This is a genomic window from Thiocapsa sp. (assembly GCF_035467215.1).
Classification (GTDB): domain Bacteria; phylum Pseudomonadota; class Gammaproteobacteria; order Chromatiales; family Chromatiaceae; genus Thiocapsa.
The window spans coordinates 1-26,088 of the sequence record NZ_DATITZ010000110.1; the positions used below are offsets into that span (position 1 = coordinate 1).

Here is a 26,088-nt window from a genome sequence, read left to right on the forward strand (position 1 = left end):
AGATAGCGGACCTTCACGCCGTGCTCGTTGAGATACTCGGTCAGATCCTCGGCCATCCGCTTGGTCAGCGTGGTGACCAGCACACGCTCGCCGACGGCGACCCGCAGCCCGATCTCCGAGAGCAGATCGTCGACCTGTGTCAGGGCGGGGCGGACCTCGACCTCCGGGTCGACCAGGCCGGTCGGGCGCACCACCTGCTCGACGACGGCGCCCGAGTGCTGAATCTCGTAGTCGCGCGGGGTGGCCGAAACATAGATGGTTTGCGGCTGGCGGGCCTGGAACTCCTCGAAGCGCAGCGGGCGATTGTCGAGCGCCGAGGGCAACCGGAAGCCGTAGTCGACGAGGTTCTCCTTGCGCGAGCGGTCGCCCTTGTACATGCCGCCGAGCTGAGGCACGGTGACATGACTCTCGTCGATGACCACGATGGCATCCGCCGGCAGATAGTCATACAGCGTCGGCGGCGGCTCGCCGGGACCGCGTCCGGAGAGATAGCGGCTGTAGTTTTCGACCCCGGAGCAGTAGCCGACCTCCAGCATCATCTCCAGATCGAACAGGGTGCGTTGCTCCAGGCGTTGGGCCTCGACCAGCTTGTCGTTGTCGCGCAGCCAGGACAGCCGGTCCTTCAGCTCCACCTTGATCTGCTCGACCGCGTTCAGGACGGTCTCGCGCGGCGTGGCGTAGTGTGTCTTCGGGAAGACCGTGTAGCGCGGCACCTTGCGCAGCTGCTCGCCGGTCAGCGGGTCGAAGAGCGAGAGAGACTCGATCTCCTCGTCGAACAGCTCGACCCGCAGCGCCTCGTCGTCGGACTCGGCCGGGTAGATGTCGATCACGTCCCCGCGTACCCGGTAGGTGCCGCGCGAGAGCTCGATCTCGTTGCGCCGGTATTGCAGATCGGCGAGTCGGCGCAGCAGGGCGCGCTGATCGATCAGGTCGCCGCGGTTCAGATGCAGCACCATCTTCAGATAGGCGTCCGGGTCACCCAAGCCGTAGATGGAGGAGACGCTCGCCACGATGATGACATCGGGACGCTCCAGCAGCGCCTTGGTGGCCGAGAGACGCATCTGCTCGATGTGCTCGTTGATCGAGGAGTCCTTCTCGATATAGGTATCGGTCGAGGGGACGTACGCCTCGGGCTGGTAGTAATCGTAATAGGAGACGAAATATTCCACCGCATTGTGCGGGAAGAATTCCTTCATCTCGCCGTAGAGCTGGGCCGCGAGCGTCTTGTTCGGCGCCAGGATCAAGGCCGGGCGCTGCACCCGGTCGATGACGCTGGCGATGGTGAAGGTCTTGCCCGAGCCCGTCACACCGAGCAGGGTCATGGCCGACTCGCCGTCGCTCAGACCCTCCACCAAGCGACGGATTGCCTCGGGCTGGTCGCCTGCGGGGGCGAACGGCGAGACCAGTTGAAATGGGCGTTCAGACATCGGAGTGCGTGCCGGGTGTTTACGGTTTCGTTATGATTGGGAGCGAGACACCGCATGTCCAGTCACGACAACGACGACCCTCACCACACGAGCCCAGAGAAGACACCCGATGACCATCAAGCTTGCCGCGCGCGTTCAGGCTGTCAAACCCTCCGCCACCCTGGCCATCACGGCCCGCGCCAAGGCCCTGCGCGCCGCGGGCAAGGATGTCATCGGGCTCGGCGCCGGCGAGCCGGACTTCGACACGCCCGATCACATCAAGGAAGCGGCCATCGCCGCGATCCGCGCCGGCTTCACCAAATACACCGCGGTGGACGGCACCACCGAGCTCAAGCAGGCCGTGATCGACAAGTTCAAGCGCGAGAACGGGCTTGAGTATAACCACGACCAGATCCTGGTCTCCTGCGGCGGCAAGCAGAGCTTCTTCAACCTCGCCCAAGCGCTCCTGGATCCGGGCGACGAGGTCGTCATCCCGGCGCCCTTCTGGGTCTCCTATCCGGACATGGTCCTGCTGGCCGGCGGCGCGCCCGTGCTCGTGCATGCCGGAGCCGATCAGCGCTTCAAGATCACCCCCGGACAGCTCAAGGGTGCACTGACCGACAAGACCCGCCTAGTCGTCATCAACAGCCCCTCGAACCCCACCGGCATGGGCTACAGCCGCGAGGAGCTCGAAGCGCTCGGCGAGGTCCTGCGCGAGTTCCCGCGCACCCTGATCGCCACCGACGACATGTACGAGCACATCCGCTGGAGCCCCGAGCCCTTCGTCAACATCGTCAACGCCTGCCCGGAGCTCTACCCGCGGACCCTGGTCCTCAACGGCGTCTCCAAGGCCTACTCCATGACCGGCTGGCGCATCGGTTATGCCGGCGGTCCGGCCGAGATCATCAAGGCCATGAAGAAGGTCCAGGGACAGAGTACCTCCAACCCGACCTCCATCTCCCAGGTCGCCGCCCAAGCCGCCCTCGAAGGCCCGCAGGAGTGCATCGGCGTCATGCTCAAGGCGTTCCACGAGCGCCACGACTTCGTCGTCGAGCGTCTCAACCAGATCCCCGGCATCGAATGTCTGCCGACCGACGGCACCTTCTACGTCTTCCCGAAGGTGCAGGGTGCGATCGATAAGCTCCCCGGAATCGCCAACGACCTGGACTTCGCGGAATACCTGATCGAGAAGGCCGGCGTGGCCCTCGTGCCCGGCTCCGCCTTCGGCCTCAACGGCTACGCGCGCATCTCGATCGCCACCAGCCGTGCGAATCTGGAGCAGGCATTGGAGCGGATCGCCGCTGCGGTCGCCTGAAAGCGGCCTTTCGTCGAAGTTGACTCTAATGAGGCGCCCGGCTAACATTACGGGCTCGCATAGATCCCTGGTAGCTCAGTCGGTAGAGCGGGTGACTGTTAATCACTAGGTCGGCGGTTCGAGCCCGTCCCAGGGAGCCAATAAAACAACGGCTTAGGCGTCTCGCGCCTGGGCCGTTTTCTTTTGCGTCACCGTAAAGTCACCACGGAAACGCGTTTCGCGATTTCGGCGCCGCTGCTCGACGCGCTGCAACGGATCGGATTGGCCTGTCATGCCATGGCGTGATGTAAAATCACGGTTCATTGCATTTTCGCGATAGGCCGTATGAGCCCCATAGCTCTGCCGAGCCCAAGGAGCATCTTTGAACCACAACGGGAACCCCATCGAGGCTCGCCTCTGGGCGGCAGCCGATGAGCTTCGGGCCAACTCCAAGCTTAAATCCTCCGAATACTCGGTCCCGGTCTTGGGGCTTGTCTTTCTCCGCTACGCCGATTACAAGTTCCAGGCCGCGTTAGAGGAGCTGGCGGGCGGCGGGGGCGGGCGGCGGCGCGTCGGGCCGGCGGACTACCAGGCGCGGAGCGTGCTTTACCTGCCCGAGGCGGCGCGCTTCTCCAGCCTCATCCAGCTTCCCGAGGGCGGCAACATCGGGGCGGCCATCAACGATGCCATGCGCGCCATCGAGTCGGAGAACCCCGACCTCAAGGACGTGCTGCCCAAGACCTACAACCGCTTCGAGAACGCGCTCCTCAAGGAGCTGCTCAAGACACTGAACTCGGTGCCGATGGATATCGAAGGGGACGCCTTCGGCAAGATTTACGAGTACTTTCTCGGCCACTTCGCCATGAGCGAAGGCCAGAAGGGCGGCGAGTTCTTCACCCCGACCGCCATCGTTCAGCTCATCGTCGGCATCATCCAGCCATTCCACGGCCGCATCTACGACCCGGCTTGCGGATCTGGGGGCATGTTCGTGCAGAGCGCCCGGTTCGTTGAAGAGCACAAGAAGAACCCGAGCGCCGAGCTGAGCGTTTACGGCCAGGAGAAGGTGGCCGAGACCGTGCGCCTCGGCAAGATGAACCTGGCGGTCCATGGACTCTCCGGCGACATACGGCAAGGAAACTCCTATTACGAGGATCTGCACGATTCCCCCGGTCGGTTCGACTTCGTGATGGCCAATCCGCCCTTCAACGTGGACCGGGTGGACAAAGACCGACTCAAGGACGACCCTCGCTTCCCCTTCGGTCTGCCGCGCACCGACAACGCCAACTATCTCTGGGTCGAGCTCTTCTACAGCGCGCTCAACGACACCGGACGCGCCGGTTTCGTCATGGCCAACTCGGCCTCCGACGCCCGCGGCTCCGAGCTGGAGATCCGCCGCCAGCTCATCGAATCCGGAGCCGTCGAGGCGATGGTCGCGGTTGGCTCCAACTTCTTCTACACCGTCACGCTGCCCTGCACACTTTGGTTCCTGGACAACGGCAGCAGCGACGTGCGCGAGGGTGTGCTCTTCATCGACGCCCGCCACATCTACCGCCAGATCGACCGCGCCCACCGCGACTGGACGCCTGCCCAGATCGAGTTTCTGGCCAATATCGCCCGCCTCTACCGGGGTGAGGCACCCGAGAACCTACACGACAGCGCCGAATTGATGGCCGAGTACTTTCCCGATAGGCAGTACGCCGACGTGGCGGGCCTGTGCAAGGTTGCGGGCATCGCCGAGATCGAGGTCCAGGGTTGGAGTCTGAACCCCGGGCGTTATGTCGGCGTCGCCGCCCGCGCCGAGGAGGACTTCGACTTCAAGGAGCGGTTGGAGGAGCTGAACGAGGAGCTGGAAACGCTGAACGGCGAGGCGCGGGAGCTGGAGGAACGGATTGCGGAGAATTTGGCGGTGTTGCTGGAGGTCGTGTGATGTCCGGCGATCCTGCGTTTGCCAGTACAAGAAGGCTCGGCGACATTGCCGAGGTTATCCCTGGGTTCGCCTTCAAAAGTAAAGACTGGTGCGGATCCGGAATTCCTGTACTGAAGATCAAGAACATCGTCGGAGACGGATCCATCGATGCCGGAGAAGTCGATTGCGTGCCAGAGTCATTGATGAATGAAAGACTCCGACGAGTTCTCGTCCGCGACGGAGATATTTTGGTGGCGATGACAGGCGCGACCGCAGGAAAAGTAGGCAGGCTGAGGTCGGCAGGGCAGTTCCTTTTGAATCAGCGAGTGGCCAAGTTAATTCCTAAATCGATCAACCCCCTCTTCTTTTGGTCAGTGGTATCGAGCAGCGAATATCAGCATCGGTTTTTCCGTTTGGCCGATGGATCTGCTCAACCAAACATGAGCGGAAGCCAACTCGAAGGAGTGGAGGTTCCGTATCCACCAATATCAACGCAGGAAAAGATCGCTGCGATTCTCTCCGTTTATGACGGCCTAATCGAAAACAACACGCGGCGGATCAAGATCTTGGAAGAGATGGCGCAGAGCCTCTACCGCGAGTGGTTCGTCAAATTCCGTTTCCCCGGCTACCGGCATGCTCGCTTTCACGATTCCCCACTCGGCCCGGTTCCCGAGGGGTGGCATGTGTCGAGACTCGATCAATTGGTAAATTTTCAGAATGAAGGTGCAAAAGCTGGTGATCACTTACGAGAAAGAATTTATCTGCCAATAGAGTGCATTCTGAAAAAAAGTTTAGCAGTAGAAGAGGTTAGGTCGTGGAGGGAAGCGCAAAGCAGTCTGCACCTGTTTGAGGTGGGCGACATCGTCTTTGGTGCGATGCGACCTTATTTTCACAAGATCACCGTCGCGCCTTTCAAAGGAGTCACGCGAAAGACTTGCTTTGTTTTGAGGAGCCGGGAGCCAGCGTATCACGCTTTTTCCGTGCTGACACTATTTCAAGAATCAACAGTGTCTTTTGCCAATGCCCACAGCAAAGGCGCCACTATTCCCTATGCTGTCTGGCCACAAGCCATGGACGGATTGCTTATCGCCATGCCCCCAGCGAATTTGGCCAAGGAATACGAAGACGTGGTGGGACCTATGATCTCGGAAATTGGCAACACGTACTTTAGAAACCGGAATCTCCGCCGCACCCGTGACCTCCTCCTCCCCAAACTCATCTCCGGCGAGCTGGACGTGTCGGAGCTGGACATCGCCGTACCCGAGGATACGGCATGAGCGAGGTCTTCAACGTTTACTGCGACGAATCCTGTCATCTGGAGAATGATGGGCAGAAGGCGATGGTGCTCGGAGCCGTTTGGTGCCCGCTCGCCAAGACCCGTGAGATCGCGATTCGGCTGCGCGAGATCAAGCAGAAGCATGGCCTCGCGCCTGACTTCGAGGCGAAGTGGACCAAGGTCTCGCCGGCCAAAGCCTCGCTGTATCTCGACCTGGTCGACTACTTCTTCGATGATGACGACCTGCATTTCCGCGCTCTGATCGTGCCGGATAAGTCGAAGCTGAATCACGATGCGTTTCCGGGCCAGGATCATGACGCCTGGTACTACAAGATGTATTTCGACATGCTCAAGGTGATCATCCGGCCCGACGCGCGATATCGGGTGTATCTGGACATCAAGGACACACGGGGGGCGCAGAAGGTCGTGAAGCTGCATGAGGTGTTGTGCAACAACATGTACGATTTCTCCCGAGAGGTGATCGAGAGGCTGCAGTTGGTCCACTCTCGCGAGGTCGAGCAGTTACAGTTAGCCGATCTTCTGATCGGTGCCGTCGGCTATATCAATCGTGGTTTAGAAGGCAATGCGGGCAAGACGGCGCTCGTGGAACGGATACAGCGTCGCTCGGGGTATTTGCTGACAAGGACGACCCTGTATCGGGAGGAGAAGCTCAATCTCTTCCGCTGGCAGGCGGCGGAGATTCGCTGATGGCAGACGCGCCAAGCTGGTTGCCGCCGCTCGTCTTGCTCGGGGATTGCGGTGGCGACTGGGCCGCCTATCTGAACGCGATTTACGCCTACTTCAAGCAGGATTTCGTGGACAGCAAGCCAACCTTCGAGGGAAAACGGCTTGGACTGAAGCGGCACCCGCTCACTCACGGCAAAGAGGCCACCTTCTGGCACATGATCCAGGAGGGGCAGGTCGAGGAGGAGCGAACCCCGGACCTTCGGCGCTGCGAGAGAATTCGCTGGCCCAGGCCAATCATCACGCACGCAGGCGATCCCGCCGTGAAGGTCTGGCGCAACCAGCGAGGGCGCGAGGAGCGAGTTTGCTTATGGTTCGAGGAAGAGGACTACCTGGTGATCCTGGCAGACCGCGGAGACTACATTCTTCCGTGGACGGCGTACCTGGTCGAGCAGCCACACAGGAAACGTAAGCTGCTGAAAGAATACGAAGATTACCGGCGCGGCCGGCCCTGAAAAGACTGAAGCCGCCCCGAGGGACGGCTTCGTTACTCCTTCTACACATGGTAGATGAGCTGCGGTAAGTATGGGCGCGGCACATCGACACTTCAAGTCCGGGGGAGACGGTGAGCCCGAAGCAGGACTATTCGGAAGACGCGCTGGTCGAGCAGCCCGCCATCGCTCTACTGGCCGAGCTGGGCTGGGAGCCATTCAACGCCTACAGGGAGTTCGACCACGGAACCAGCACACTCGGCCGTGAGACCAAGGCCGAGGTCATCCTCAAGGTGCGGCTCCGTCAGGCTTTGCTCGACCTCAATCCGGAGGCCCCGCCCGAAGCCATTCACGGGGCCATCGAGGAGCTGTGCCGCGACCGCTCGCGCATGAGTCTGGTCGCCGCAAATCGGGACCTGTATCACCTGCTCAAGAACGGGGTGCGCGTGGCCTTGGCCGACCCGGACAGTGACGGCGAGACGGTCTTGGCACTGCGGGTCATCGACTGGGATGAGCCCGCCAACAACGACTTCCTGCTCTGCTCGCAATTCTGGGTGACCGGCGAGATGCACACCCGCCGGGTCGATCTGGTTGGTTTTGTCAACGGGCTGCCGCTCCTCTTCATAGAGCTAAAGGCCGTCCACCGCCGTCTGGAGACCGCTTTCACCGGGAATCTTCGGGACTACAAGGACACGGTGCCCCAGCTTTTCTGGCTCAATTCACTGATCCTGCTTTCCAATGGCAGCCATAGTCGGGTCGGTAGCCTCACCGCCGGCTGGGAACACTTTGCCGAGTGGAAGAAGGTCGACTGCGAGTCCGAGCCCGGCCGCGTCTCCCTGGAGACCATTCTGCGCGGGGTCTGCGAGCCGGGGCGGTTCCTGGACCTGGTGGAAAACTTCACCCTTTTCCAGGAGGTCTCCGGCGGGACCATTAAGCTCACCGCCAAGAACCACCAGTACCTCGGCGTGAACAATGCGATGGATGCCTTGGCGGACATCCGTGCCCGCGATGGGCGTCTCGGCGTCTTCTGGCATACCCAGGGGAGCGGCAAGAGCATCTCCATGATGTTCTTCGCCCAGAAGGTGCTGCGCAAGGTTCCCGGCAACTGGACCTTCGTCGTCGTCACCGACCGCCAGGAGCTGGACGGGCAGATCTACAAGCACTTCGCGTCGGCCGGCGTGGTCACGGAGGGTAAGCCTCAGGCGGAGAGCAGCAAGCACCTGCGCCGGCTCCTGACCGAGGACCACCGCTACGTCTTTACCCTGATCCACAAGTTCCGCACCGAGAAAGGAGAGCCGCACCCGGTTTTGTCCGAGCGCCGCGACATCATCGTCATCACGGACGAGGCTCACCGCAGCCAGTACGACACCCTGGCGCTCAACATGCGCACCGCACTGCCGAATGCGGCTTTCCTGGCCTTCACCGGCACACCGCTGATCGTCGGCGAGGAGAAGACCCGAGCGGTCTTCGGCGACTACGTGAGCGTCTATGACTTTCGTCAGTCGGTGGAGGACGGGGCCACGGTGCCCTTGTACTACGAGAACCGTATCCCCGAGCTGCAATTGGTCAACGACCAGCTCAACGCGGACATGGAAGCTCTGCTGGAGGCGGCGGCGCTGGACGAGGCCCAGGAGCGCAAGCTCGAGCGCGAATTCGCCCGCGAGTATCACCTCATCACCCGCGACGACCGCCTCGAGGCGGTCGCGAAGGACCTGGTGGCGCATTTCATCGGCCGCGGGTTCCAGGGTAAGGCGATGATGATCTGTATCGACAAGGCCACCGCGATCCGCATGTACGACAAGGTGAAACGGGTCTGGGGCGAGCGGCTGGCAGCCGCCGAGGCAGAGCTTGCGAAGGCCGCGAAGGACCCGGTACGCGACGCGATTCTGCAGCGTGTCGCCTTCCTCAAGGAGACCGACATGGCCGTCGTGGTCTCGCAGGGTCAGAACGAGATCGCGGAGATGCAGGACAAGGGACTCGACATCAAGCCGCATCGCAAGCGCATGGTCGAGGAGGATCTGGAGACCCGCTTCAAGGACCCCGAGGATCCCTTCCGCCTGGTCTTCGTCTGTGCCATGTGGATGACCGGCTTCGACGTGCCGAGCTGCTCGACGCTCTATCTCGACAAGCCGATGCGCAATCACACCCTGATGCAGACCATCGCCCGCGCCAACCGGGTCTATCCGGGCAAGGTCAGCGGTCTGATCGTCGACTACGCCGGTGTGTTCCGCAGCCTGGAGAAGGCTCTGGCCATCTACGGCGCGCCCGGGAGTACGGCCGGTGGCGGCGAGTCCACTCCGGTGGAGGACAAGTCCGCGTTGGTGGCGGCATTGCGCCAGACCCTCGCGGAGACCGAAGCCTTGTGCCGGGGCCAAGGCGCCGACTTGGTCGCGATCCGGGCGGCCGTGGGCTTCGAGCGGATCGGGCTCCTGGATGACGCGGTGGAGGCACTGGTGGGCTCGGAGGAGATCAAGCGCCGCTATCTCGATCTGGCCAAGGGGGTGCATCGGCTCTACAAGGCTGTCCTGCCCGACCCGCAGGCCCGGGAGCTCGGCACGGAGGTGGCGCCGGTGGAGGTTATTGCGGAAAAGATCCGCGCGCTCACGGCACCGGCGGACATCTCCCTGGTGATGCAGCAAGTCGAGGAGCTGATGGACCGCTCCATCGCGACCGAGGGCTACCTGATCCGGGAGCCGGGCGACACCTCCGACCGCTGGGTGGACTTGAGCGTGATCGACTTCGAGAAGCTGGCCGAGACCTTCAAGGCAGGGCGCAAGCGCACCCTGAACGAGAAGCTCAGGGGCAGCGTCGCTCGGAAGCTCATGGCGATGGTGCGGCTGAACCGTACTCGCATGGACTATCTGGCGAAGTTTCAGGAGCTGATCGACGCCTACAACGCGGGCAGCCTGAACGCGGAGGAGTTCTTCAAGCGGCTGGTGGACTTCGCTCGAAGCCTCGACGAAGAAGAGCGCCGAGGGGTAAGCGAGCAGTTGGACGACGAGGAGCTGGCCCTATTCGATCTCCTGACCAGGCCCGCGATCATGCTGACTGCTACCGACCGGGACAAGGTGAAGGCGACGGCCCGAGAACTCTTGGCGACTCTCAAGGCCGGCAAGCTGGTCCTCGACTGGCGCAAGCGCCAACAGTCCCGCGCAGAGGTCCGGGTGACCATCGAGAAGGTGCTGGACGTCGGTTTGCCGACTGCCTACGGCCCGGACCTTTTCGACGAGAAGACATCTGCGGTCTTCCAACACGTCTACGACGCTTACTATGGCGCCGGGCGTAGTGTTTACGCGGAGGCGGCTTGAGCGCCTGCATCACCGGGAGCAGGTCGGCACGTTCCGCTTTGCCCGACCTACTTGGTCATGTTGATGTTGAACGGTTTCTGAGTAACTGGCCGATTGGGAACTGGGCCATCGCCCATGAACCCTGCAATGCCCATCATGAAGAAAGATCCGTTGAATAATCCGTCTACGAAGACATGCGAGCACCCTCTATGGCACTCGATCAAAAGGCATTGCAGAAGAAGCGGGCCAAGCGTGAGCTGAAACGCAGGCAAACCAAGCCTGCGGCTTCCGGGCTTCCGGGCGTCCTGTCGGCGGCGCGCGTCTGGGCCAACGTGGGTCGGGCGCCGATCGCGGATATCTTTGTCCCGTCGAACCTCTTCGAGCTGGGCATCGGCACCGTCTGGGTGAGCCGGAGTCTTCCGGACGGGCGCTATGCCGTAGCCGGGATCCTGGTGGATGTGTTTTGTCTAGGCGTCAAAAACGTCTTGTACAAGATTGTCGATGCGGCCGAGTATCCGACCGTCCTGGCCCGCATCCGAGGGAATCCGACGGAGTCGGGCGAGGCCCGGCATCCGAGCTGTGCGCGCAAGCTGGTCGAAGAGGCATTGGCCTATGCCAAGGACCTCGGCTTCGAGCCGCACGCAGATTATCGCATTGCTCGGTTGATCTTCGGCGACATCGATGCCGGCGCCTGCCCGATGTCCTTTACCTTCGGGAAGGACGGCAAGCCCTTCTATGTCGCCGGGCCGAACGACACATCGGCGATGCAGCGGCGCACCGTCAAGCAGCTGGAGAGTCGCTGTGGTCCAGGGGCATACGACTATCTGGTGATGGCGTGATGGCGTGATGACGTCGGATCCGGATCAGCCCTCGGGGTGAATTGACGCTGTTGGTCTCGAGGTCGATACTCTGACTTCTGCGGTTGGTTATTCGTGCGCAACAGACTGATGCACGCCGAGTCTTTGGCTTGAGTCAGGCGCCGGATGGCCGGTCGACAGAATCAGATCGAGTACCACCAAAGAGGCGAGGTCATCACAACAACGATGAAGAATATCGAGCTGGCGTCATTCGACGATTTTCTGCACCTGGCTCGGCGGCAGCCCGAGCCCCAACAATTGCTGTTCGTGTTCACGCGCAACGAGCTTCCGGAGGGTCATACGCCCGAGCAGGCGGAGCACTACAAGGCCGGCCAAGGCGGGCATCTGGCCCCGGTCGTCTGTGTGGACAAGGCGCCGCATGAGATCGGCGGTTTCTCGGCCTTTGTGGAGGAGGCCGACGGAAATATCGACGACTGGGCGGTGTTCTTCGTGGCCGCCCTACCCGGAGTCGCGAATCGCGAGCCGACCCCGCTCGCGGTGGAGGAGGCGCTCGATCGGATGGTCGAGTCCGTGCGGATCGGGCAGGTCGGCACCTATCTGGCCTTCGATCGCTCCGGTGCGCCTTTGCAGTTTGCCTCGGTCAATTGACGTGCGCTCGGCGGGTGTCGGGACGACATCCCGCCGCGCCCGCTCGAGTCTCATGCGCGACGAGGTCTTACGGTAGGTCGCCCCGACGGAAGAGCAGGTAACCGCCGAAGGCGCACGCGGTGCCGACCAGCATCGGGTAGACGATGGCGTAGGCCATGTATCCGGCCTGACCGAAGTTGTCGAGGATGACGTAGGCGGAGGGGCCGAGCATGACCAACTGCGAATCAAGCAGGAGCATGGCGGCGGTGCGGAAGACCTGCATCGGATTGGCCAGCGCGATGCCGACGACCGTCTCGGGGGGGATCTGATTGCGGATCAGGGTGCCGAGCAGGATGAGATCCAGGAACAGCAGGAGCGTCAGCCAGACCACGAAGGCGGACGCTTGGGCCACATCGGCCGAGCGGCTGAGGGTCGAGAGCAGCATCCCGATGCCCAGGAAACACCAGGCGAGCGCCATCAGCAGTGCCGTGTACCAGATGAAGAGCACCCAGGGCACTTCGGCCCCTTTGACCGAGCCCCAGACGATGGCGCCGACCATCGCGAGGAACACGGGCAGGAAGACGACCAGGAAACGGCCGGCGAGCTTGCCCCAGTACCAGGGCGCCAGACCGATGGGCAGCGAGAGTAGATATTCGTAGACGCCGGCCTCGCGGTCGCCGGCCACCGAGCGGACCGTGGTGATGAGCACGAAGACGGGCAGGATGGCCATGGCGAGCTGGATATAGGTCACCATCAGGCGGGACAGCCCGGTAAAACCCATGATCCGCGACTCGGTCAGCCCGAAGGCGAACAGCAGGACCACAAGCCCGCCGAACACGAGCGTGTAGGCGACGAACCACTTGGCCCGGAACGACTCGAGGAGATCGGTTTGGGCGGTCAGCCAGAATTCACGCATGGTCTCGGGACTCCATTAACGGCTCAATCGGCGTGGTCATGCGGCTGCTCGGTCGCCGGAATAGGATCCGCCGGCGGGATCTGATCCGATGCCGCGCCGGGCGACGCCGTGTCGGCGTCCAGATGTCCGCCGTGGACATTGAAGCGGGCCTCGACATCGAAGATGTGCGCCTTGGCCTGCGCGAAGTCGAGCCCGTCGGGCGCGGGCTCGGGTTGTGCGCCGAGTCCGTATTCCATCGGCGTGACCTGGCCACGGAGATAGGTCGCGGTGCGCGCATCGATCCAGTCGCCGGTGCGCCAGTCGTTCACCCAGATCTCGGTGCCGGGATCGTCGCGCTCGGCACGCTCTTCGAGCCAGATCAGCGCGCACCCGATATCGTCGAAGCGATAGACGCGCGAGCGACCGTCCGGTGTCGGGACACGCACCTGCGCGGAGTGCAGACGGTCCGAGAGGACCATGCGGCAACGCTCGCACGCATCACGGTCCCATTTCACCTCGACAGGCCCCTGTCCCGGATCGCCGCCGCAGGCGGCGAGCATGAGCGTCAGTACAATCACCAATCCCACCGGATGCGGTTTACGCATACCGCACCTCGGCCAACTCCGGCTCGCTCGCCGCATCCAAGCGGATGGACTCAAGCAGCGCGGCATAGCGCGACAAGAGTCCGAGGAACCGCAGTCGGTCCGCTCCGGCGACCCAGCCGTCCCAGGTGATGCCCTGATCGGAGCTGCGAAGACCCCAGGGCGTAACCGCCCGCGCGAAGGCATCGTCAGTACGCGTCAGGACCAGACGGCAACGCAGACGGCTGGTGAGATCGACCAGGTCCGCGACGCGATCGTCGAGCACCACCAAACCCTGGTCCATCTCGATGACCCGGTTCACGAGTGCGGCGACCTCGTCGAGACGGTGACTGGAGATCAGCATGGCGACACTGTCCTGTCGCTCGGCGAGGAGCTCGAAAAAGATGTGCCGTGCGTCGGGGTCCAGGTTCGCGGCTGGCTCGTCCATGACCAGCAGCTCGGTATCCCGACCGAGCGCGATGCTGATCAGCAGTTTCTGCTTTTGGCCACCCGAGAGCTTCACGAAGGGCTGGTGCCGAAACGCCTTCGCATCCAGCCCGAGCCGTGTTGCGACCGCCTCCATGCGGCGTGGATCCGCGCCGCAGACCCCGGAGGCAAACTGAATCAACTGACCGACCGGCATCTTGAGCGGCGGCGGCAGCTGCGGCACGAATCCGATCTTGCCGAGCACCTCGCGTCGGTGCTCGCGCGGGTCCAGATCATCGACCCGGACCTTGCCCTGACAGACATATTCCCCGAGCAGGCAGCGGATGAGCGTGGTCTTGCCGGCCCCGTTGGAGCCGACAAGGGCGACGCGATGTCCGCGCTCGATGACGAGGTCGACCCCCTTCAGAACGGTCTGGCGACGGAAGCGTTTGCTGACCTGCTCGAAACGGATCATAGGGCCTTCTCCAGTCCCTTGAATTTGAAGCTCAGCGAGCTGGTCGGACAGACGTCGACGCAGAGACCGCAGCGGGTGCAATCGGCGCCGATGTCGGTGGTGAGCCCCGTTGCCCGACCGCGGATGGTGACATCGAGCACATGCGGCACCATGCAGATCTTCCGACAGTCGCCCTCGTGGTGACAGCTCTGCATGTTGTACTGCACGCGCAGCGGCGAGATGACACCGACGAGACCGTAGGTGATGCCGATCGGGCAGACATAGCGACACCAGGCCCGGCGCGAGAGCAGCACCTCGAAGGCCAGCAGGGCGAGGATCCAGAGCAGCGCCAGGCCGGGACCGTAGATGAGTGCGCGGCTGAGGATCCCGGTCGGGGAGATGGTCTCGAAGACGGTGTAGCCGGTCAGCAGCGCGAGCAAGGCGAAGATGACGTAGAAGACCGCCCGCACGGTGCGATGGAACTGGATGTCGATCGCCCAGCCGCGCTTGGCGAGCCACAGATGTAGCGACTCGGCCCATTCGGCGACCAGGTGATAGGGGCAGACCCAGGAGCAGAAGGTCCGCCCGCCGAGCAAGATCCAGAGCACCAGGACGGTCAGGGTGCCGATCAGCAGGTTGATGACGATGTGCTTGTAGGCGAGCGTGACCTGCAGCGCGGAGTTCAGATCGGCCAGGTGAAAGCCGATGACGCGCGAGGCGGTCAGCGCGCCCTCGACCAACTGCACGTCGAGCACGTAGGACACGACGAACAGCAGGTTCACCACGATCAAGGTGATCCAGCGGCGATTGCGCCATTTGTGGCGGCTCGGGCTACGCGCGTGGCCGGCCTCGACCGCCTCCAGCGCCTCGCGGGTCAGCGGCGTTTTGCGCTTCTCTTTATAGATCAACTGGATCGGGATCGGGATCTGCTCGGGTGCAGGCTTGACCGGCTTGAGCCCAACCAACTGACGCAGCGAATCGACAAAATAGCTCATTGGAAGTCGGCGCTCCGATGGATGTCCACGACGATGGCGGTGGGCTCGGCCGGACAGACCATCTCGCAAACCCCGCACCCGACGCATCCGTCTTCGATCACCGGGATCGTGCCGCGGCCGTTCGGCATCGGCTGCATCCGGATGGCATGCAAGGGCGGGCACTGATTGGGATCGCCCGAGGGTGGCGTGCCGGCCTCGCATTGGGCGATGCGGATCTCGATCGGGCAGAGTCGGACACACAGATCGCACAGGGGCAGGTCGAACGGATGCTCGGCCAGCGGGATCGGATTCCAGCGGTCGACGGACTCGAAGCGCAGCAATGCGGGGTGATCCTCGCCGCGCGCCGCGCCTTTGAAGGGCTGACCGCGCACGGCGAGACAGCGGCCGGGCCGGGCGAGTCGCGCAAATCCCATCCGCGTCTCGGCCGGATAGTCGATGTCGTGGGTCAGCGCACCGGTCGGACAGGCCAGCACGCATTGCAGCCCGTCGCAGGAGAAGTCGCAGGCCTGGTCGCGGGCCTCGATGTAGGGCACACCGATCCCGACACCGTCGTTGATGTCGGCCAGCTTGATCGCTTCGACCGGACAGACCTGCACGCACTGGCCGCACTTGATGCAGGCCGAGAGAAATTCCTGCTCGTCGAGCCGATCCTTGAGTGCGCCCGGCGGACGCAGACGCGCGTTGGCCTGTCCGACCAGCGGGATGAGCCCGACGAGCGAGGCCCCGACCATCCCGACGAGGAGGGCGGTGCTGCGCAGAAACTCACGTCGTCCCTGCTCGCGCAGCTTCTTGGTCTTGCGCTTCGGTTTCTGCTTCGTCTTCGGTTGGGTCGTCGGTTTCTCTTTCATGTTCGCTTCACCTCTCAATCCCTCCCGAGCGAGCGGCGCAACGCCTCGTAGGCGTCATAGCCGCCCGGTGCAGCCTCCGGGGCAGGCGCCTCGGGCTCCGCGTCCGGATCCAGCTCCCAATCCGTATCGCCGGCCAAACCGGCCTGCGGTACGGCGAGCACGACCTCGGTATCGGCGGCCCAGAGCGGATGCTCGTCGCGCACCAGAAGATCCGGAGTCGTAAAGGGGGCGAGGCGCTCGAGGAAATCGATGACTTCGAGCATCGGGGACCCCTTGAAGAACTGCGCCGGAGGCACGTCCATCCAGAGCCGATCGGCGAAGGCTTGAATGGCATGCGGCGAGTCGCCGACGCCGTCGTCGTTGCGGTCGAATCCCTCGTAGTCGTCCCAGTAATTGCCGTCCCAGGTGTTGCGGTTGGCGGTCTTGCCGCCCTCCACCACGACCTGAGTGGTGTTGCCCTTGAAGCGGTTTCCGGTCAGGACGTTGCCCTGCCAGTCATTGATGAAACGGATCCCGATACCGTTGTAGGCGATCAGGTTGTCGCGAAAATGGTTGATGCTGCCGGGTTGGTAGGGCGAGACGTCCAGATACAGGCCCTCGGCGCAATAGAGGATGCGATTGCCTTCGATGACGACGTCCGAGGTCTCCTTGAAGCCGATCCCGATGCCCGTGGTGCCGGTGGCATTGGCGATCAGGTTGTTGCGCACGACGATGCCGTCGCTGTACATCAGGAAGATCCCGACCGTGTTGTTTTCGTAATAGTTGCCCTCGACCCGGTTGGTCTGGGAGTACATGAAATGCAGCGAATAGCGCCCGCCGCGCGCGTCGTTGCGGGCAATCAGATTGTCGCGCGAGTACCAGACCACGGTGTCGCGGGCGTCGCGGATGATGTTGTCCGTGACCTGGTTGTTGAAGCTATACCAGAGCCGGATCGCATCGCCCCGCACACCGAGATCGACCGGCTTGGACGAGATGTGGTTCCGCCGCACGATGTTGTTCTCGGACTGCTGCAGGTCGACGCCGAACAGGGCGTTGTTGATGCGGTTGTCCGTTATCACGTTGAATTTGCCCCGAACCTGCACGCCCGAGTCCAGGTCGTTGTGCGAGCTGCCCGAGTTGGTGAGATGCAGGTTCCGAAGCGTCGCCCCGTCGGTCTCGAGCAGGACCACGGTGCCTTTGCCGCCGCCGTCGATCGTCACCTGATTGCGACCGTCGATGGTCAGGGGCTTGTCCACGCGCACGGGTCCGGCGTAGATACCGGGCTCCGGCGTCAACACCGAGCCCGCTTCGGCGGCGTCGACCAGAGGCTGCAGCGGCGGGTAGGCGGCCCCAGCCAATGCAGGGATCAGGAGCAGTGCAGCCCCTGCCAACCAGGGCCGAAATCGTAGGATGGGTAGAGCGCAGCGAAACCCATCCTCCAAACTGCCGTGATGCCGGGTTCCTGTCCGATGCCCTTGGCGTGGGATGGATGGGTTTCGCTGTCGCTCTACCCATCCTACGGTTGAGCTTGGGCTCATGCCGACGACTTGATCTGCTTGCGTCGCAGCAGGGTCGCAGCCGCCAGCACGACGGAGAGCAACAGCATCAGGCCGAAGCCCCAATAAGGGTAGGAATGGGTCCCGAACTGGGCGACCTTGCCGTCGCCGAAGACGGTCGGCATGAAGGGCTTCACCGTAAAGGCGCCCATCGCATTCATGTTGTGGCCGTACCACCAGAGCCAGGCGGAATAGTCCAGGATGAAGATCAGGGGCAGGGCAAGCGGTGCGATGATCAAGAGCCAATAGAGCGGACCTTGCGCGCGGCGCGCACCCCAGAGCAGCAGCAGCATGGCGCCGATGATCCCCCAGAAGACGACATGGGCGGCCGTGCTCATGATGCCCACCATGGGCCGGATCTCTTCGGGATTATTGAAATAGCGCCCCAGGCTCTTGCCGTAGTGCCAGGTGAGCAACTGATGGCCGCTGCCGGTCCACTCCAAGCGCTCGCCGGCGGGCTGTTTGGCCTGATCGCGTTCGAAGGCACCGCGCAGGCTTGCGGCAAGTGCGGCCTTGTCCGGCTCGCCGGCGATGTCGATGTCCGGAACACCCGAGTCGGCCTCCGGTTCCGCATCCCCCTCCAACGACGCCTTCATCTGGGCGATCAGTGCCTCTGCCGGTGACAGGCCCTTTTCAGCTTCGGGCGTTGCCGTCTCTTGATCGAGTGCGAACGCCAGGGCGCTCAGATAGCCTTGGCTGTTCAGCTTGAGCCCATCGGCCGTGTAGAAGGTCATCGTCATCCAGCCGACGATCAGCGCAAACCCCGCGCCCATGACCGCCAATCGGGTCTTGGAGCCGGGGATGGCGAATCCGACGATCATGACGCCGAGCATCGACAGCAGAAACGGCGCGAAGGCCCGCTCGACGACGCCGCCGGCCGAGATGGGATACATGCCGACGTAATGATTGATGGTGTCCATCTCGTGGACACAATTGAGCGCCTCGTCCTCGGTGATCTCCGACTTCTCGACCTTTTGGCAGCCGTTGAAGACGCCGTTCATGTGGAAATGGATGCGTACGCCGTCCGGAAAAGACTCGGGCGGATAGTTGGGAGCGGTCAAGGAGACCCACCAGATGGGAACGAAATAGATGGCGCCGAGCAGGATCAGTCCGATCAGGCTCAGACCGAAGATCAACGGCGTGCGCCGATCCGAAAAGGAGACACTCGATGTATTGCTCATGATGGATACGGCCATGCGCGTGTTTTGCGTGGAGGAGTGTTCAGCATCGGCCCGGCCGGCGACAGCTGAAGCGAGGAACGTCGAGCCGATACGCGACACCGTAACAGCGGTGTCACGCGATCGGAATCAGGCTGCGGATCTCGGGATCCGGAATGCGCCGCATCGCTAAGGCCGGTCGATCGCCGGATCCGAATCAGGATCCTGCTGGATTACTCGAAGTCCGGATTCTTCCAATCCGCCGAGTCGGCCAACTGCTCCTCGGGCACCGGTTGCCAAGAGGTGTAGCTGATGACCGCCTTCATGTCCTTGTCCGAGAAGTTCTTGATCTGCTCGACCATCTCCGGATTGGCATTGCGCCGCTTATGGTCACGGATCCATTCGAACTGGCGAACCATGTATTCGTAATGTTGGCCGTTGATGCGCGGATAGAATTTCTCCACGTCGCCCATCCCGATCTCGCCGTGGCATTTCACGCAGTTGTCCTTATAGAGCTGCTCGCCCAGCACATACTCCTCGGTTCCGGGTCCATACGGCCCTTTGCCCCACACCGGGTTCATCGGCAGGCTTTCGATATAGGCCACCACATCGGCCAGCGCCTGTGCGTCGCCGATCGACTGCGGGAGCGAGAAGGGATACATGGTCGGGTTGTCGCGGTTCTGGGCGCGGATGTCCGCCATCTGCTTGATCAGCACACCACGATGCTGGCCTGCCAATTGAGGGAAGGTCCCGTCAGGCGTGCCCCAGCCTTCGGGCAGATGGCAGGCAGCACACACCTCGTAAACATCCATGCCGTTCTCGATGTCGGGCTCGAGATGCAAGGCTTCGTCCTGCTCGCCTCCGCCTTTGTTCCAATCGACGGGCTCGGCGCGATGGACGCGGTCGGCGTCGCTCGTCTCCTCTGCCCAGAGTGTTCCGGTTGTTCCGACGGCTGCGGCTAGGATCGCGACTTGAAAAAGATGAAGTTGATTCATGATGTACTCCGAATCGAGCTCGAACGACTTCCACTTCGGCGCAAGGTGGCGTGAGTCGTTTCGATGTCTTGTGTGTTGAGATGAAACATGTTGGCACTGCGAGGAGACACGCGCTCCGGACAAACGATCGATGAGGCGAGTGACGCCGAGCGGCGAGCCTTTAGTTCAACGTGCCGAGCCAGTTCGCGATGGCTCGCATCTCGTCCTCGTTGACGAGGTGCATGACACCCTTCATCGCTGCGGTCATGCCGTTGCTGCGGGCGCCGCTTTTGATATCCACCATCTGATTGTAGGCGTAATCCGGGCTTTGTCCCGCGAGCTTCGGATAGATGGGCAGAATGGGTGTTTTGGCGTCCTTGCCGTGACAGGCTACACAGGTCTTGGTGACGTAGAGTTCAGCGCCGTCCATCGCGAGAACGGGCAGGGATGCCGTTGTCGCCGCGGCGATCGAGATCGAGATGAGAACGGACTTCAAGGCGTTCATCGTGGACTCTCCGGCGATTAGCCGATTGCGGATGTCGAGAGGCTGTCATGGACCGGGATCGGGATCCCGGTCAATGACGCTACTTCACTTGTTGACCGTCGCGCCCTCCTCGTCCAGGAGGTTCTTCGCCCGCAGGCCCAGGTCGGCGGCCTTTACCTGGTATTGCCACCACTGATTGGCCCAGAGCATGGCGTTCTGCCAATCGGCCTTGGCGGCGGCGTCTTCCGATTTCTTCTTGGACTCCTGAGCGAAGCCGAGCTGGTCGGTGGCGTCCTCGACGAGCGCGACCGCGGTCGGGAAATCCTGGAAGTTCCGAGCCGTGATATAGGCGACGACCTGGTCGATGACCGCTTGGGTCTCGAGGTTGGTCTTCACCTGGGTGTCGTAGTCGGCTTGCGAATACAGCGTCCCTTCGACCATCGCGACCTCGGTTGCCTGGTAGCCCTTCGGACGGACCAGCAGATAGCCCTGCATCTCCAGATGTAACGCGGAGCAGAACTCCGTGCAGTAGTAGGGGAAGACGCCTTCCTCGTCGGCGACGAAGCTGAACGACGCGGTCTTGCCGGGCTCGATCGAGAGGTTCACGTTTTGCCCGTAGAGCGCAAAGCCGTGCACCTGATCCTGGGCGCGCTCGAGGTTGGTGAGATGCAGATGGACTTGGTCGCCGACCTCCGCCTCGATGATCTCGGGGGTGATGTGCGAGCGAATGACGGTACCCATGACGCGCGTCGTGCATTTGCCGTCGGCATCGCAGGTCCGCTCGGTCGTCTCGCGGCCGGCGCGGGTCCGATTCGGGTGCTGTTCATCGGTCCGACTGTTCCAGCCGGATTTGTAGCGCACGGCGGGTTGCAGCTTTTCGGCACGAATGGCGGCGGCATAGTGGGGCTCGCCGAGCGGCAAGGGCATGTCGTAGATGAGCTGCATCTTGTCGCCGCTGATGTCGATCAGCTGATGGTTCTGCGGATGCAGCGGGCCGACGGGCTGATGACGATCGATCGAGAGCTTGTTCAGGGCCACAAGATACTTGCCCTGCGGGTTGACGGTGTCGCCCTCCATCGTCATGAGATGACCGATGTTGTAATGGATCGACAGCTTGTCGAGGACCTTGCCTTCGCAGTAGTCGTATTTCGCGACCTGCGAGTCCACGTACAGCGAGGTATAGGCGACGCAGGGTTTGGAGTCGAACTGGGTGTGCAGCGGGCCCAGCCCCAGATTGACCTGCGTATGGAGCGCGTCCTGCATCGGGATGATCGGCACGCCGTAGGGATCCTTGCCCTCGAAATTGCCATCCGCGATGGCCTTCATGATCTTCTCGACGCTGTAGACGGAGACATGGCTGTCGAGCTTGCCGGCGACGATGATGTATTTGCCGTCCGGCGTGACATCCACGCCGTGCGGACTCTTGGGCTCGGGCACCAGGTAGAGCAGGCCTTCGGCGATCGCCTGCTCCAACGGGATGAAGTACATCCCCTTTTCTTTTTTCACCTTGCCGGCCTTGACCAGCTCCTCGGCCTTCTTCCAGTTGGTGACATGCAGATAGTCGGTGTCTTTGGAGGAGCACCCGGCCTCGAAGGGCGGGCGTCCGCGCTCGATGCCGCCGACATAACGCTCGGTACAGAAGGAGTTGGTGAAGCCCCAACCGTAGCTGTCCTTCTTACCCGCGTCGGAGAGATCCTGACTGTAGGGACCGAGCTCGAGCGTGAAGGAATTTTCCGGATCGATGCGGCCTTTTTCCTTGTTGAAGCTCCAGTAGGTCAGGCCGCCGCGGTATTTGTCGTTGAACTCCTCGAGCGGCACGAAACCGTCCTCGAGCAGCGGGGCGGCGTATTGCGCCGCCTCCATGACGTATTCGGTGTTGGGCGTGACGAAGGCGCCGCCATGGGCGGATTTGAAGAAGGGGTTCACTACGATCTGCTTGGTTTCGAAGTCGTGCAGATCGATCACCGCGATACGCGGATTGGCCTTGTCGTTGATAAAGACGAATTTGGCATCGTAAGCGCCGTCGGTCTCGGACATCGCCGGGTGATGGGTGTCGCCGTAGACCAGATCCTTGCCGCGGACGCGACCCTGCTCCAGCACTGCCTTGGACTCGTCGTCGAAGCCGTAGCCCTGCCAGGGTTCGGGGGTGAAGACGCCGATATATTTCAGCAACCGCATCGAGGGGATGCCGTAGACGATGACCTGCCCGGACTGTCCGCCGGAGGCGAAGACCACGAACTCGTCGCGCCCGCCCGTGGGGACATAGGTCTTTGCCGCGGCGAGAAGATCCTTTTCGGTCAGGCCGCGTCGGTCCATGACGTCCTTCAGGGTGTCTTCGGACCAGGCGGCGCCTGCGGCCCCCAATCCGAGGACGACTCCCGTGGCCAGGGTCGTCAAACGTTGCGCTCTTTTATTCATGTGCCCTCCTCCGGTGCCATTGAACGAGATCTCGAACCGGTCTCTCGACCCGGCCAAACTAGCAAAAGGCACCGCCGAGAAACTTGATCTATGTTAAATCCTGCGGGTGGTGTGTGATATCACGCACTTTTGGCGGTGGCGGCATGACGTATGCGTGACAACTGGATTAGCTTGGCGGGGGCAGGCTTTTGGTCAGGCAAGAATAGTAGAAGATGCTAATATTCTTAGTGAGGCCATGCTCAATGAGGGGGTTTCGGAGATGTCAACGCGATACAGTCTGTCTGTTTCCTGTGTCGGCCTGCTCGTGCTGCTGGCCGGCTGCTCTATGGGCTCTCTGTTTATTCATGAGCAGCGCAGCCCGTACGACTTCGATACCACGGTGGCGAAGGTCGTGGAGAACGCACAAGCGCAAGGTTGGATCGTTCCACAAACTTTCGACTTTCAAAAATCGTTGATGGCCCATCATCAACGGGACCCCGGGCGGATGAAGGTCATTAAGCTCTGCTCGCCCGAGCTCGCGTCGCGGATGTTCGCCAATGACGACTCGAAGTTTGTATCGGTCATGGCGCCATGCTCCATCTCCGTGTATGAAAAGTCCGATGGTCAAACCTATCTCGCGTCGATGGATATGGCTCTGATGTCAAAGCTGATGGGTGGAGACGTCGGACCGGTGCTTGCGGAGATCGCGGCTGAAGACGCCGCGATCCTCGGCTTCGCTTCGGTCGATCGATGAGGCGTTGATGGATGCGCGGTCTCCCGAGGGGGAATGTTCTCGGTACGCGCATCCGTACCGTTCAGGCGGCGAGTGCACCTGGATGTCGCGGCTCGGGTCAGTCCGTCGACCCATCCTCCGCCTCTTTCGATGTTGTTCAGCAGGGTAAAGAGGTACCGGTAGTAATGCACCAGCCGATCCACCAGGACGATGGCGTCGACGGCCTCGGCGAGCTTGAGGTCCTGCTCGATGAGTGCGCGGATCGCCGATTCGGTCCCGTCGGAGAGCAGCTCGCGCACCCGCTGAATCCCCAGCGGATCGGCCGCGGTACCCTGCATGCGGGCCATCCAGGCGGCATTGGCGGCGAACCGCCGACGGATATCGAGCCACTCGGTCTCGGTCAGCTCTTGGTGCGGACCGAGCAGCGTGTTGACGACAAGGTCGCGAAACTCACGCAGTGCCGCCGACCACGCCGGATTGACGCCCTGGTCGAGCGGAAGCGCGCGGTGGCGAAGATCTTTCCGGTATCGGCGGTGTCCTCGGCCGTGATGACGTCCGCCTCGGGCTTGCCGAGGTTGGCGAGGATGTTCCGGGCCGAATCCAGGACGCGGCGCCCCTCGTCCGTCTCGGGGTTGATGGCCGAGAGCGGGAGCACGGCCTCGCCCTTGGCGAGATCGTCCGGGTTCTTCAGGGCGCGGCAGGTCCAATCGGCTGCCGCCAGGATCTCGGGCACACGGATGCGGCCGTCCTCGTCCGTGTCGAGCAGGGCGTGGGTGTGGGTGTCGAGCTCGAGTCCGGTAGTCGGGCAGCTCAACGCGGCCCAGAGCTTCTGATCCAGCTCGGCGAGATGACAGACGTCTGCGCCGGTCTCGATGCGGACTTGGTCGAAACCGCCGAGGCGATGAAAACGCCAGCGAAAGTCTTTGGTGCGATCGGATTTGGCCATTCGATGCTGCTCCTTCGAGTGTGTTGTCCCGTCGATAACTATCGACCGCAATCCGAGGGATGCCAATCCGGACGTCTTGGTCGGCGCCTCGAGCCCGAGCGATGAAGTGCGTCGTGTCGGGCGCTTGGATGTTTCGGCAAGGATCGGTCGTCTACCGCCTCTTCGAGGCTAGGCTTCGGGGTCAGTCCGAGCGGTAGGCGCTGTGTCCATCTCCGCCAGCCGTGCCGTCAGGATGTCGAGCAGACGTGGATGACCGCCCACCAGCGCGGACGGATGGACGCGAAAACCCGGGTGATCGCGCTCGACCGAATGACAGATCTCGGCGATATCGCCGCCCGGACCGGCATGTCGTCCGGGCGAGAGGAACAACATGGAGAGGATGAGCGGGGTCGAGACGTCCTGTGTAGCGAGTGCGCGAAGACGATCCTCCAAAAGTTCTCCGTTGAAGTCGTACTCCGCTCCGGTGCGCCGCTCCATCACGGCCTCGCCGAGCGCGACGGGAGGGTCGGAGTCGTCGGCGAGCCGTTGCGCCAACTGCCGGGCAAGCCAACGCCGAACCTCGGTGACGGCGGGGATGGGCGAGCCGTGGTCGACCAATAGGATCCGACGCGGTGCGATGCCTTGCTCGGAGGCGGTCTCGTGAATCCGCTCCAGAAGGATCTCGACCAAGTCGGGCTCACCCTCCGGCAAGGGGCAGAGTGCTCGCGCAATCCGGACCTCGAACGGGCCGAAATCCTCCTGCAGGGCTGCGACGCGCTCCGGGACATAGTCGCTGATGGCCCGGCTCGGGCCGAAGAAGAGCGGAAGGATCAAGAAATGCCGAGTGTCCTCGCTCAGGCGACGACGCAGAAATGTCTCGAAGGTGTCGGCGGGTTGCCCGTGCAGCTCGCTCGGCGGGATTCGGTCCGAGTGCAGCAGGGAGACGGGGTGGGCGCTCTCGCCGAGACGCTCGGCGAGACCGCTTGCGATCCGTCTCAGGCTCAGCGTGGAATCGGCTCTCTTGGAGCCGTTGTCGATCAGCAGGATATCGCGCACGTTGTCCTCATCTCCGATGGGATCCGGATCCCGGTTAGCCAGAGGTGGGGTAGTCGACCCTTTCACTCAATTGCACGGGTGCGGCCCGGGCCCTTGCTGACGAGCGCGTTTATGCCGCCAAGGATGCCGAGACTTGCTCCGCGCCGTATTGGAGCGACGTGCGAGGATCGATGAAGGCCGAGTGCGCCAGAGGCTTCGGTCAGGGCGCGCGCGTCGGTTCCTTCGGAAGTCGACCTTGAATGGTCACGCGTGCGAGTGTCAGATCGGCAAGGTTTTTGGCCTGCATCTTCTTCATGACGCTCGCGCGGTGAAACTCCGCGGTACGCACGCTGATGCCGAGCACGTCGGCGATCATCCTGTTGGTTTGTCCCGCGGTGAGTGCGTGAAAGACCTGCTGCTCGCGCGGCGTCAAGGCACGATAGCGCTGCAGCGTCGCGTCCGCGTCCGGTCCAAGCGCGGCGCCGGCATTGTACAGGGTGTTCTGTACCAGCTCGAGGAGCGCCTGAGCGTTCAACGGCTTGGTGATGAAATCCACGGCGCCCAGCTTCATGGCGCGCACCGCCATCTGGATATCCCCGTAGCCCGTAATCACGATCGTCGGGATCTCGATACCCGAATCGCGCAGCCGTTCTAGCAACGTCATCCCGCTGATTCCGGGCATTCGGACGTCTGCGAGCAGACATGCGGGTCCTGGCTCTTCGAGCACGCCGGATTGCAGAAGCTCTTCGGCATCGGCGAATGCGCTCGAGCGGATCGCGACCGACTCCAGCAGCGCGCAGACCGCATCGCGCAATGCGGGATCGTCGTCGACGATGTAGGCAATCGGCTCGCTGGTCATG

At 62.5% G+C, this 26,088-nt stretch carries 23 protein-coding genes and 1 tRNA gene; 10 read left to right on the plus strand and 14 right to left on the minus strand.

Annotation, left to right across the window (positions count from 1 at the left end; translation table 11 throughout):
• Positions 1–1,427: excinuclease ABC subunit UvrB (uvrB, locus tag VLR48_RS06375; RefSeq protein WP_325290973.1), on the minus strand; the 1,427-nt coding region annotated here is incomplete at its 3' end.
• Between the two features lie 109 nt (positions 1,428–1,536).
• On the opposite strand from uvrB, the gene VLR48_RS06380 reads away from it, so the two are divergent.
• The 9 genes from VLR48_RS06380 (at position 1,537) to VLR48_RS06420 (ending at position 11,810) form a co-directional block, all read left to right on the plus strand.
• Positions 1,537–2,721 carry a pyridoxal phosphate-dependent aminotransferase gene (locus VLR48_RS06380; protein ID WP_093037053.1) on the plus strand — a complete coding sequence of 395 codons (1,185 nt, stop codon included), beginning with the start codon at positions 1,537–1,539 and terminating at the stop codon, positions 2,719–2,721.
• Positions 2,722–2,785: 64 nt separating this feature from the next.
• A tRNA-Asn gene (locus VLR48_RS06385) sits at positions 2,786–2,861 on the plus strand.
• Between the two features lie 221 nt (positions 2,862–3,082).
• Positions 3,083–4,627: a class I SAM-dependent DNA methyltransferase gene (locus tag VLR48_RS06390; RefSeq protein WP_325290974.1), complete on the plus strand. Its 1,545-nt coding sequence runs from the start codon at positions 3,083–3,085 to the stop codon at positions 4,625–4,627.
• Complete coding sequence (locus VLR48_RS06395; protein WP_325290975.1) at positions 4,627–5,883, plus strand: restriction endonuclease subunit S; 1,257 nt, start codon at positions 4,627–4,629, stop codon at positions 5,881–5,883. Before VLR48_RS06390 ends, VLR48_RS06395 begins: the two co-directional genes overlap by 1 nt.
• Positions 5,880–6,590, plus strand: coding sequence for a DUF3800 domain-containing protein (locus tag VLR48_RS06400; RefSeq protein WP_325290976.1), 711 nt, complete (start codon positions 5,880–5,882; stop codon positions 6,588–6,590). The genes VLR48_RS06395 and VLR48_RS06400 overlap by 4 nt, the downstream gene beginning before the upstream one ends.
• A complete protein-coding gene (locus VLR48_RS06405; RefSeq protein WP_325290977.1) occupies positions 6,590–7,081 on the plus strand; it encodes a hypothetical protein in 492 nt (163 codons plus the stop codon). Before VLR48_RS06400 ends, VLR48_RS06405 begins: the two co-directional genes overlap by 1 nt.
• Before the next feature lie 110 nt (positions 7,082–7,191).
• Positions 7,192–10,365, plus strand: coding sequence for a type I restriction endonuclease subunit R (locus tag VLR48_RS06410; protein ID WP_325290978.1), 3,174 nt, complete (start codon positions 7,192–7,194; stop codon positions 10,363–10,365).
• Positions 10,366–10,553: 188 nt separating this feature from the next.
• Positions 10,554–11,183 (plus strand): hypothetical protein, encoded by a 630-nt coding sequence (locus VLR48_RS06415; protein ID WP_325290979.1) that lies wholly within the window; start codon positions 10,554–10,556, stop codon positions 11,181–11,183.
• Positions 11,184–11,387: 204 nt separating this feature from the next.
• Complete coding sequence (locus tag VLR48_RS06420; protein ID WP_325290980.1) at positions 11,388–11,810, plus strand: hypothetical protein; 423 nt, start codon at positions 11,388–11,390, stop codon at positions 11,808–11,810.
• Between the two features lie 67 nt (positions 11,811–11,877).
• On the opposite strand, the gene VLR48_RS06425 is transcribed toward VLR48_RS06420, so the two are convergent.
• The 10 genes from VLR48_RS06425 to nosZ all read right to left on the minus strand — a co-directional run bounded on the left by VLR48_RS06425 (position 11,878) and on the right by nosZ (position 22,556).
• Positions 11,878–12,705 (minus strand): ABC transporter permease, encoded by an 828-nt coding sequence (locus tag VLR48_RS06425; protein ID WP_007191784.1) that lies wholly within the window; start codon positions 12,703–12,705, stop codon positions 11,878–11,880.
• Positions 12,706–12,728: 23 nt separating this feature from the next.
• Entirely contained in the window at positions 12,729–13,289 is a 561-nt protein-coding gene (locus VLR48_RS06430) for a nitrous oxide reductase accessory protein NosL (protein WP_325290981.1), read from the minus strand.
• A complete protein-coding gene (locus VLR48_RS06435) occupies positions 13,282–14,166 on the minus strand; it encodes an ABC transporter ATP-binding protein (protein WP_325290982.1) in 885 nt (294 codons plus the stop codon). Before VLR48_RS06435 ends, VLR48_RS06430 begins: the two co-directional genes overlap by 8 nt.
• Positions 14,163–15,140: a NapH/MauN family ferredoxin-type protein gene (locus tag VLR48_RS06440; protein ID WP_093037632.1), complete on the minus strand. Its 978-nt coding sequence runs from the start codon at positions 15,138–15,140 to the stop codon at positions 14,163–14,165. The genes VLR48_RS06435 and VLR48_RS06440 overlap by 4 nt, the downstream gene beginning before the upstream one ends.
• Positions 15,137–15,988, minus strand: a complete 852-nt coding sequence (locus tag VLR48_RS06445; RefSeq protein ID WP_093037635.1) for a 4Fe-4S binding protein — start codon at positions 15,986–15,988, stop codon at positions 15,137–15,139. The genes VLR48_RS06440 and VLR48_RS06445 overlap by 4 nt, the downstream gene beginning before the upstream one ends.
• A gap of 14 nt (positions 15,989–16,002) precedes the next feature.
• The gene (gene nosD, locus VLR48_RS06450) at positions 16,003–17,358 is read right to left on the minus strand and encodes a nitrous oxide reductase family maturation protein NosD (RefSeq protein ID WP_325290983.1); all 1,356 of its coding nucleotides are present in this window, start codon (positions 17,356–17,358) and stop codon (positions 16,003–16,005) included.
• Between the two features lie 143 nt (positions 17,359–17,501).
• Entirely contained in the window at positions 17,502–18,719 is a 1,218-nt protein-coding gene (locus VLR48_RS06455) for a hypothetical protein (protein WP_325290984.1), read from the minus strand.
• Positions 18,720–18,913: 194 nt separating this feature from the next.
• Positions 18,914–19,675 (minus strand): c-type cytochrome, encoded by a 762-nt coding sequence (locus VLR48_RS06460; protein WP_325290985.1) that lies wholly within the window; start codon positions 19,673–19,675, stop codon positions 18,914–18,916.
• 160 nt (positions 19,676–19,835) lie between these two features.
• Complete coding sequence (locus tag VLR48_RS06465; RefSeq protein WP_325290986.1) at positions 19,836–20,159, minus strand: c-type cytochrome; 324 nt, start codon at positions 20,157–20,159, stop codon at positions 19,836–19,838.
• 84 nt (positions 20,160–20,243) lie between these two features.
• A complete protein-coding gene (gene nosZ / locus VLR48_RS06470) occupies positions 20,244–22,556 on the minus strand; it encodes a Sec-dependent nitrous-oxide reductase (protein WP_325290987.1) in 2,313 nt (770 codons plus the stop codon).
• A 259-nt stretch (positions 22,557–22,815) separates the two neighbouring features.
• Between nosZ and VLR48_RS06475 the strand changes: the two genes are divergently transcribed.
• Positions 22,816–23,289 (plus strand): DUF302 domain-containing protein, encoded by a 474-nt coding sequence (locus tag VLR48_RS06475; RefSeq protein WP_325290988.1) that lies wholly within the window; start codon positions 22,816–22,818, stop codon positions 23,287–23,289.
• Positions 23,290–23,668: 379 nt separating this feature from the next.
• Here the strand turns inward: VLR48_RS06475 and VLR48_RS06480 are convergent, their stop codons facing one another.
• The 3 genes from VLR48_RS06480 to VLR48_RS06490 all read right to left on the minus strand — a co-directional run bounded on the left by VLR48_RS06480 (position 23,669) and on the right by VLR48_RS06490 (position 26,087).
• Positions 23,669–24,214, minus strand: coding sequence for a hypothetical protein (locus tag VLR48_RS06480; RefSeq protein WP_325290989.1), 546 nt, complete (start codon positions 24,212–24,214; stop codon positions 23,669–23,671).
• Between the two features lie 168 nt (positions 24,215–24,382).
• Positions 24,383–25,249, minus strand: a complete 867-nt coding sequence (locus tag VLR48_RS06485; RefSeq protein WP_325290990.1) for a sirohydrochlorin chelatase — start codon at positions 25,247–25,249, stop codon at positions 24,383–24,385.
• 199 nt (positions 25,250–25,448) lie between these two features.
• Positions 25,449–26,087, minus strand: a complete 639-nt coding sequence (locus VLR48_RS06490) for a response regulator transcription factor (RefSeq protein ID WP_325290991.1) — start codon at positions 26,085–26,087, stop codon at positions 25,449–25,451.
• Between the last annotated feature and the right edge of the window lies 1 nt (position 26,088).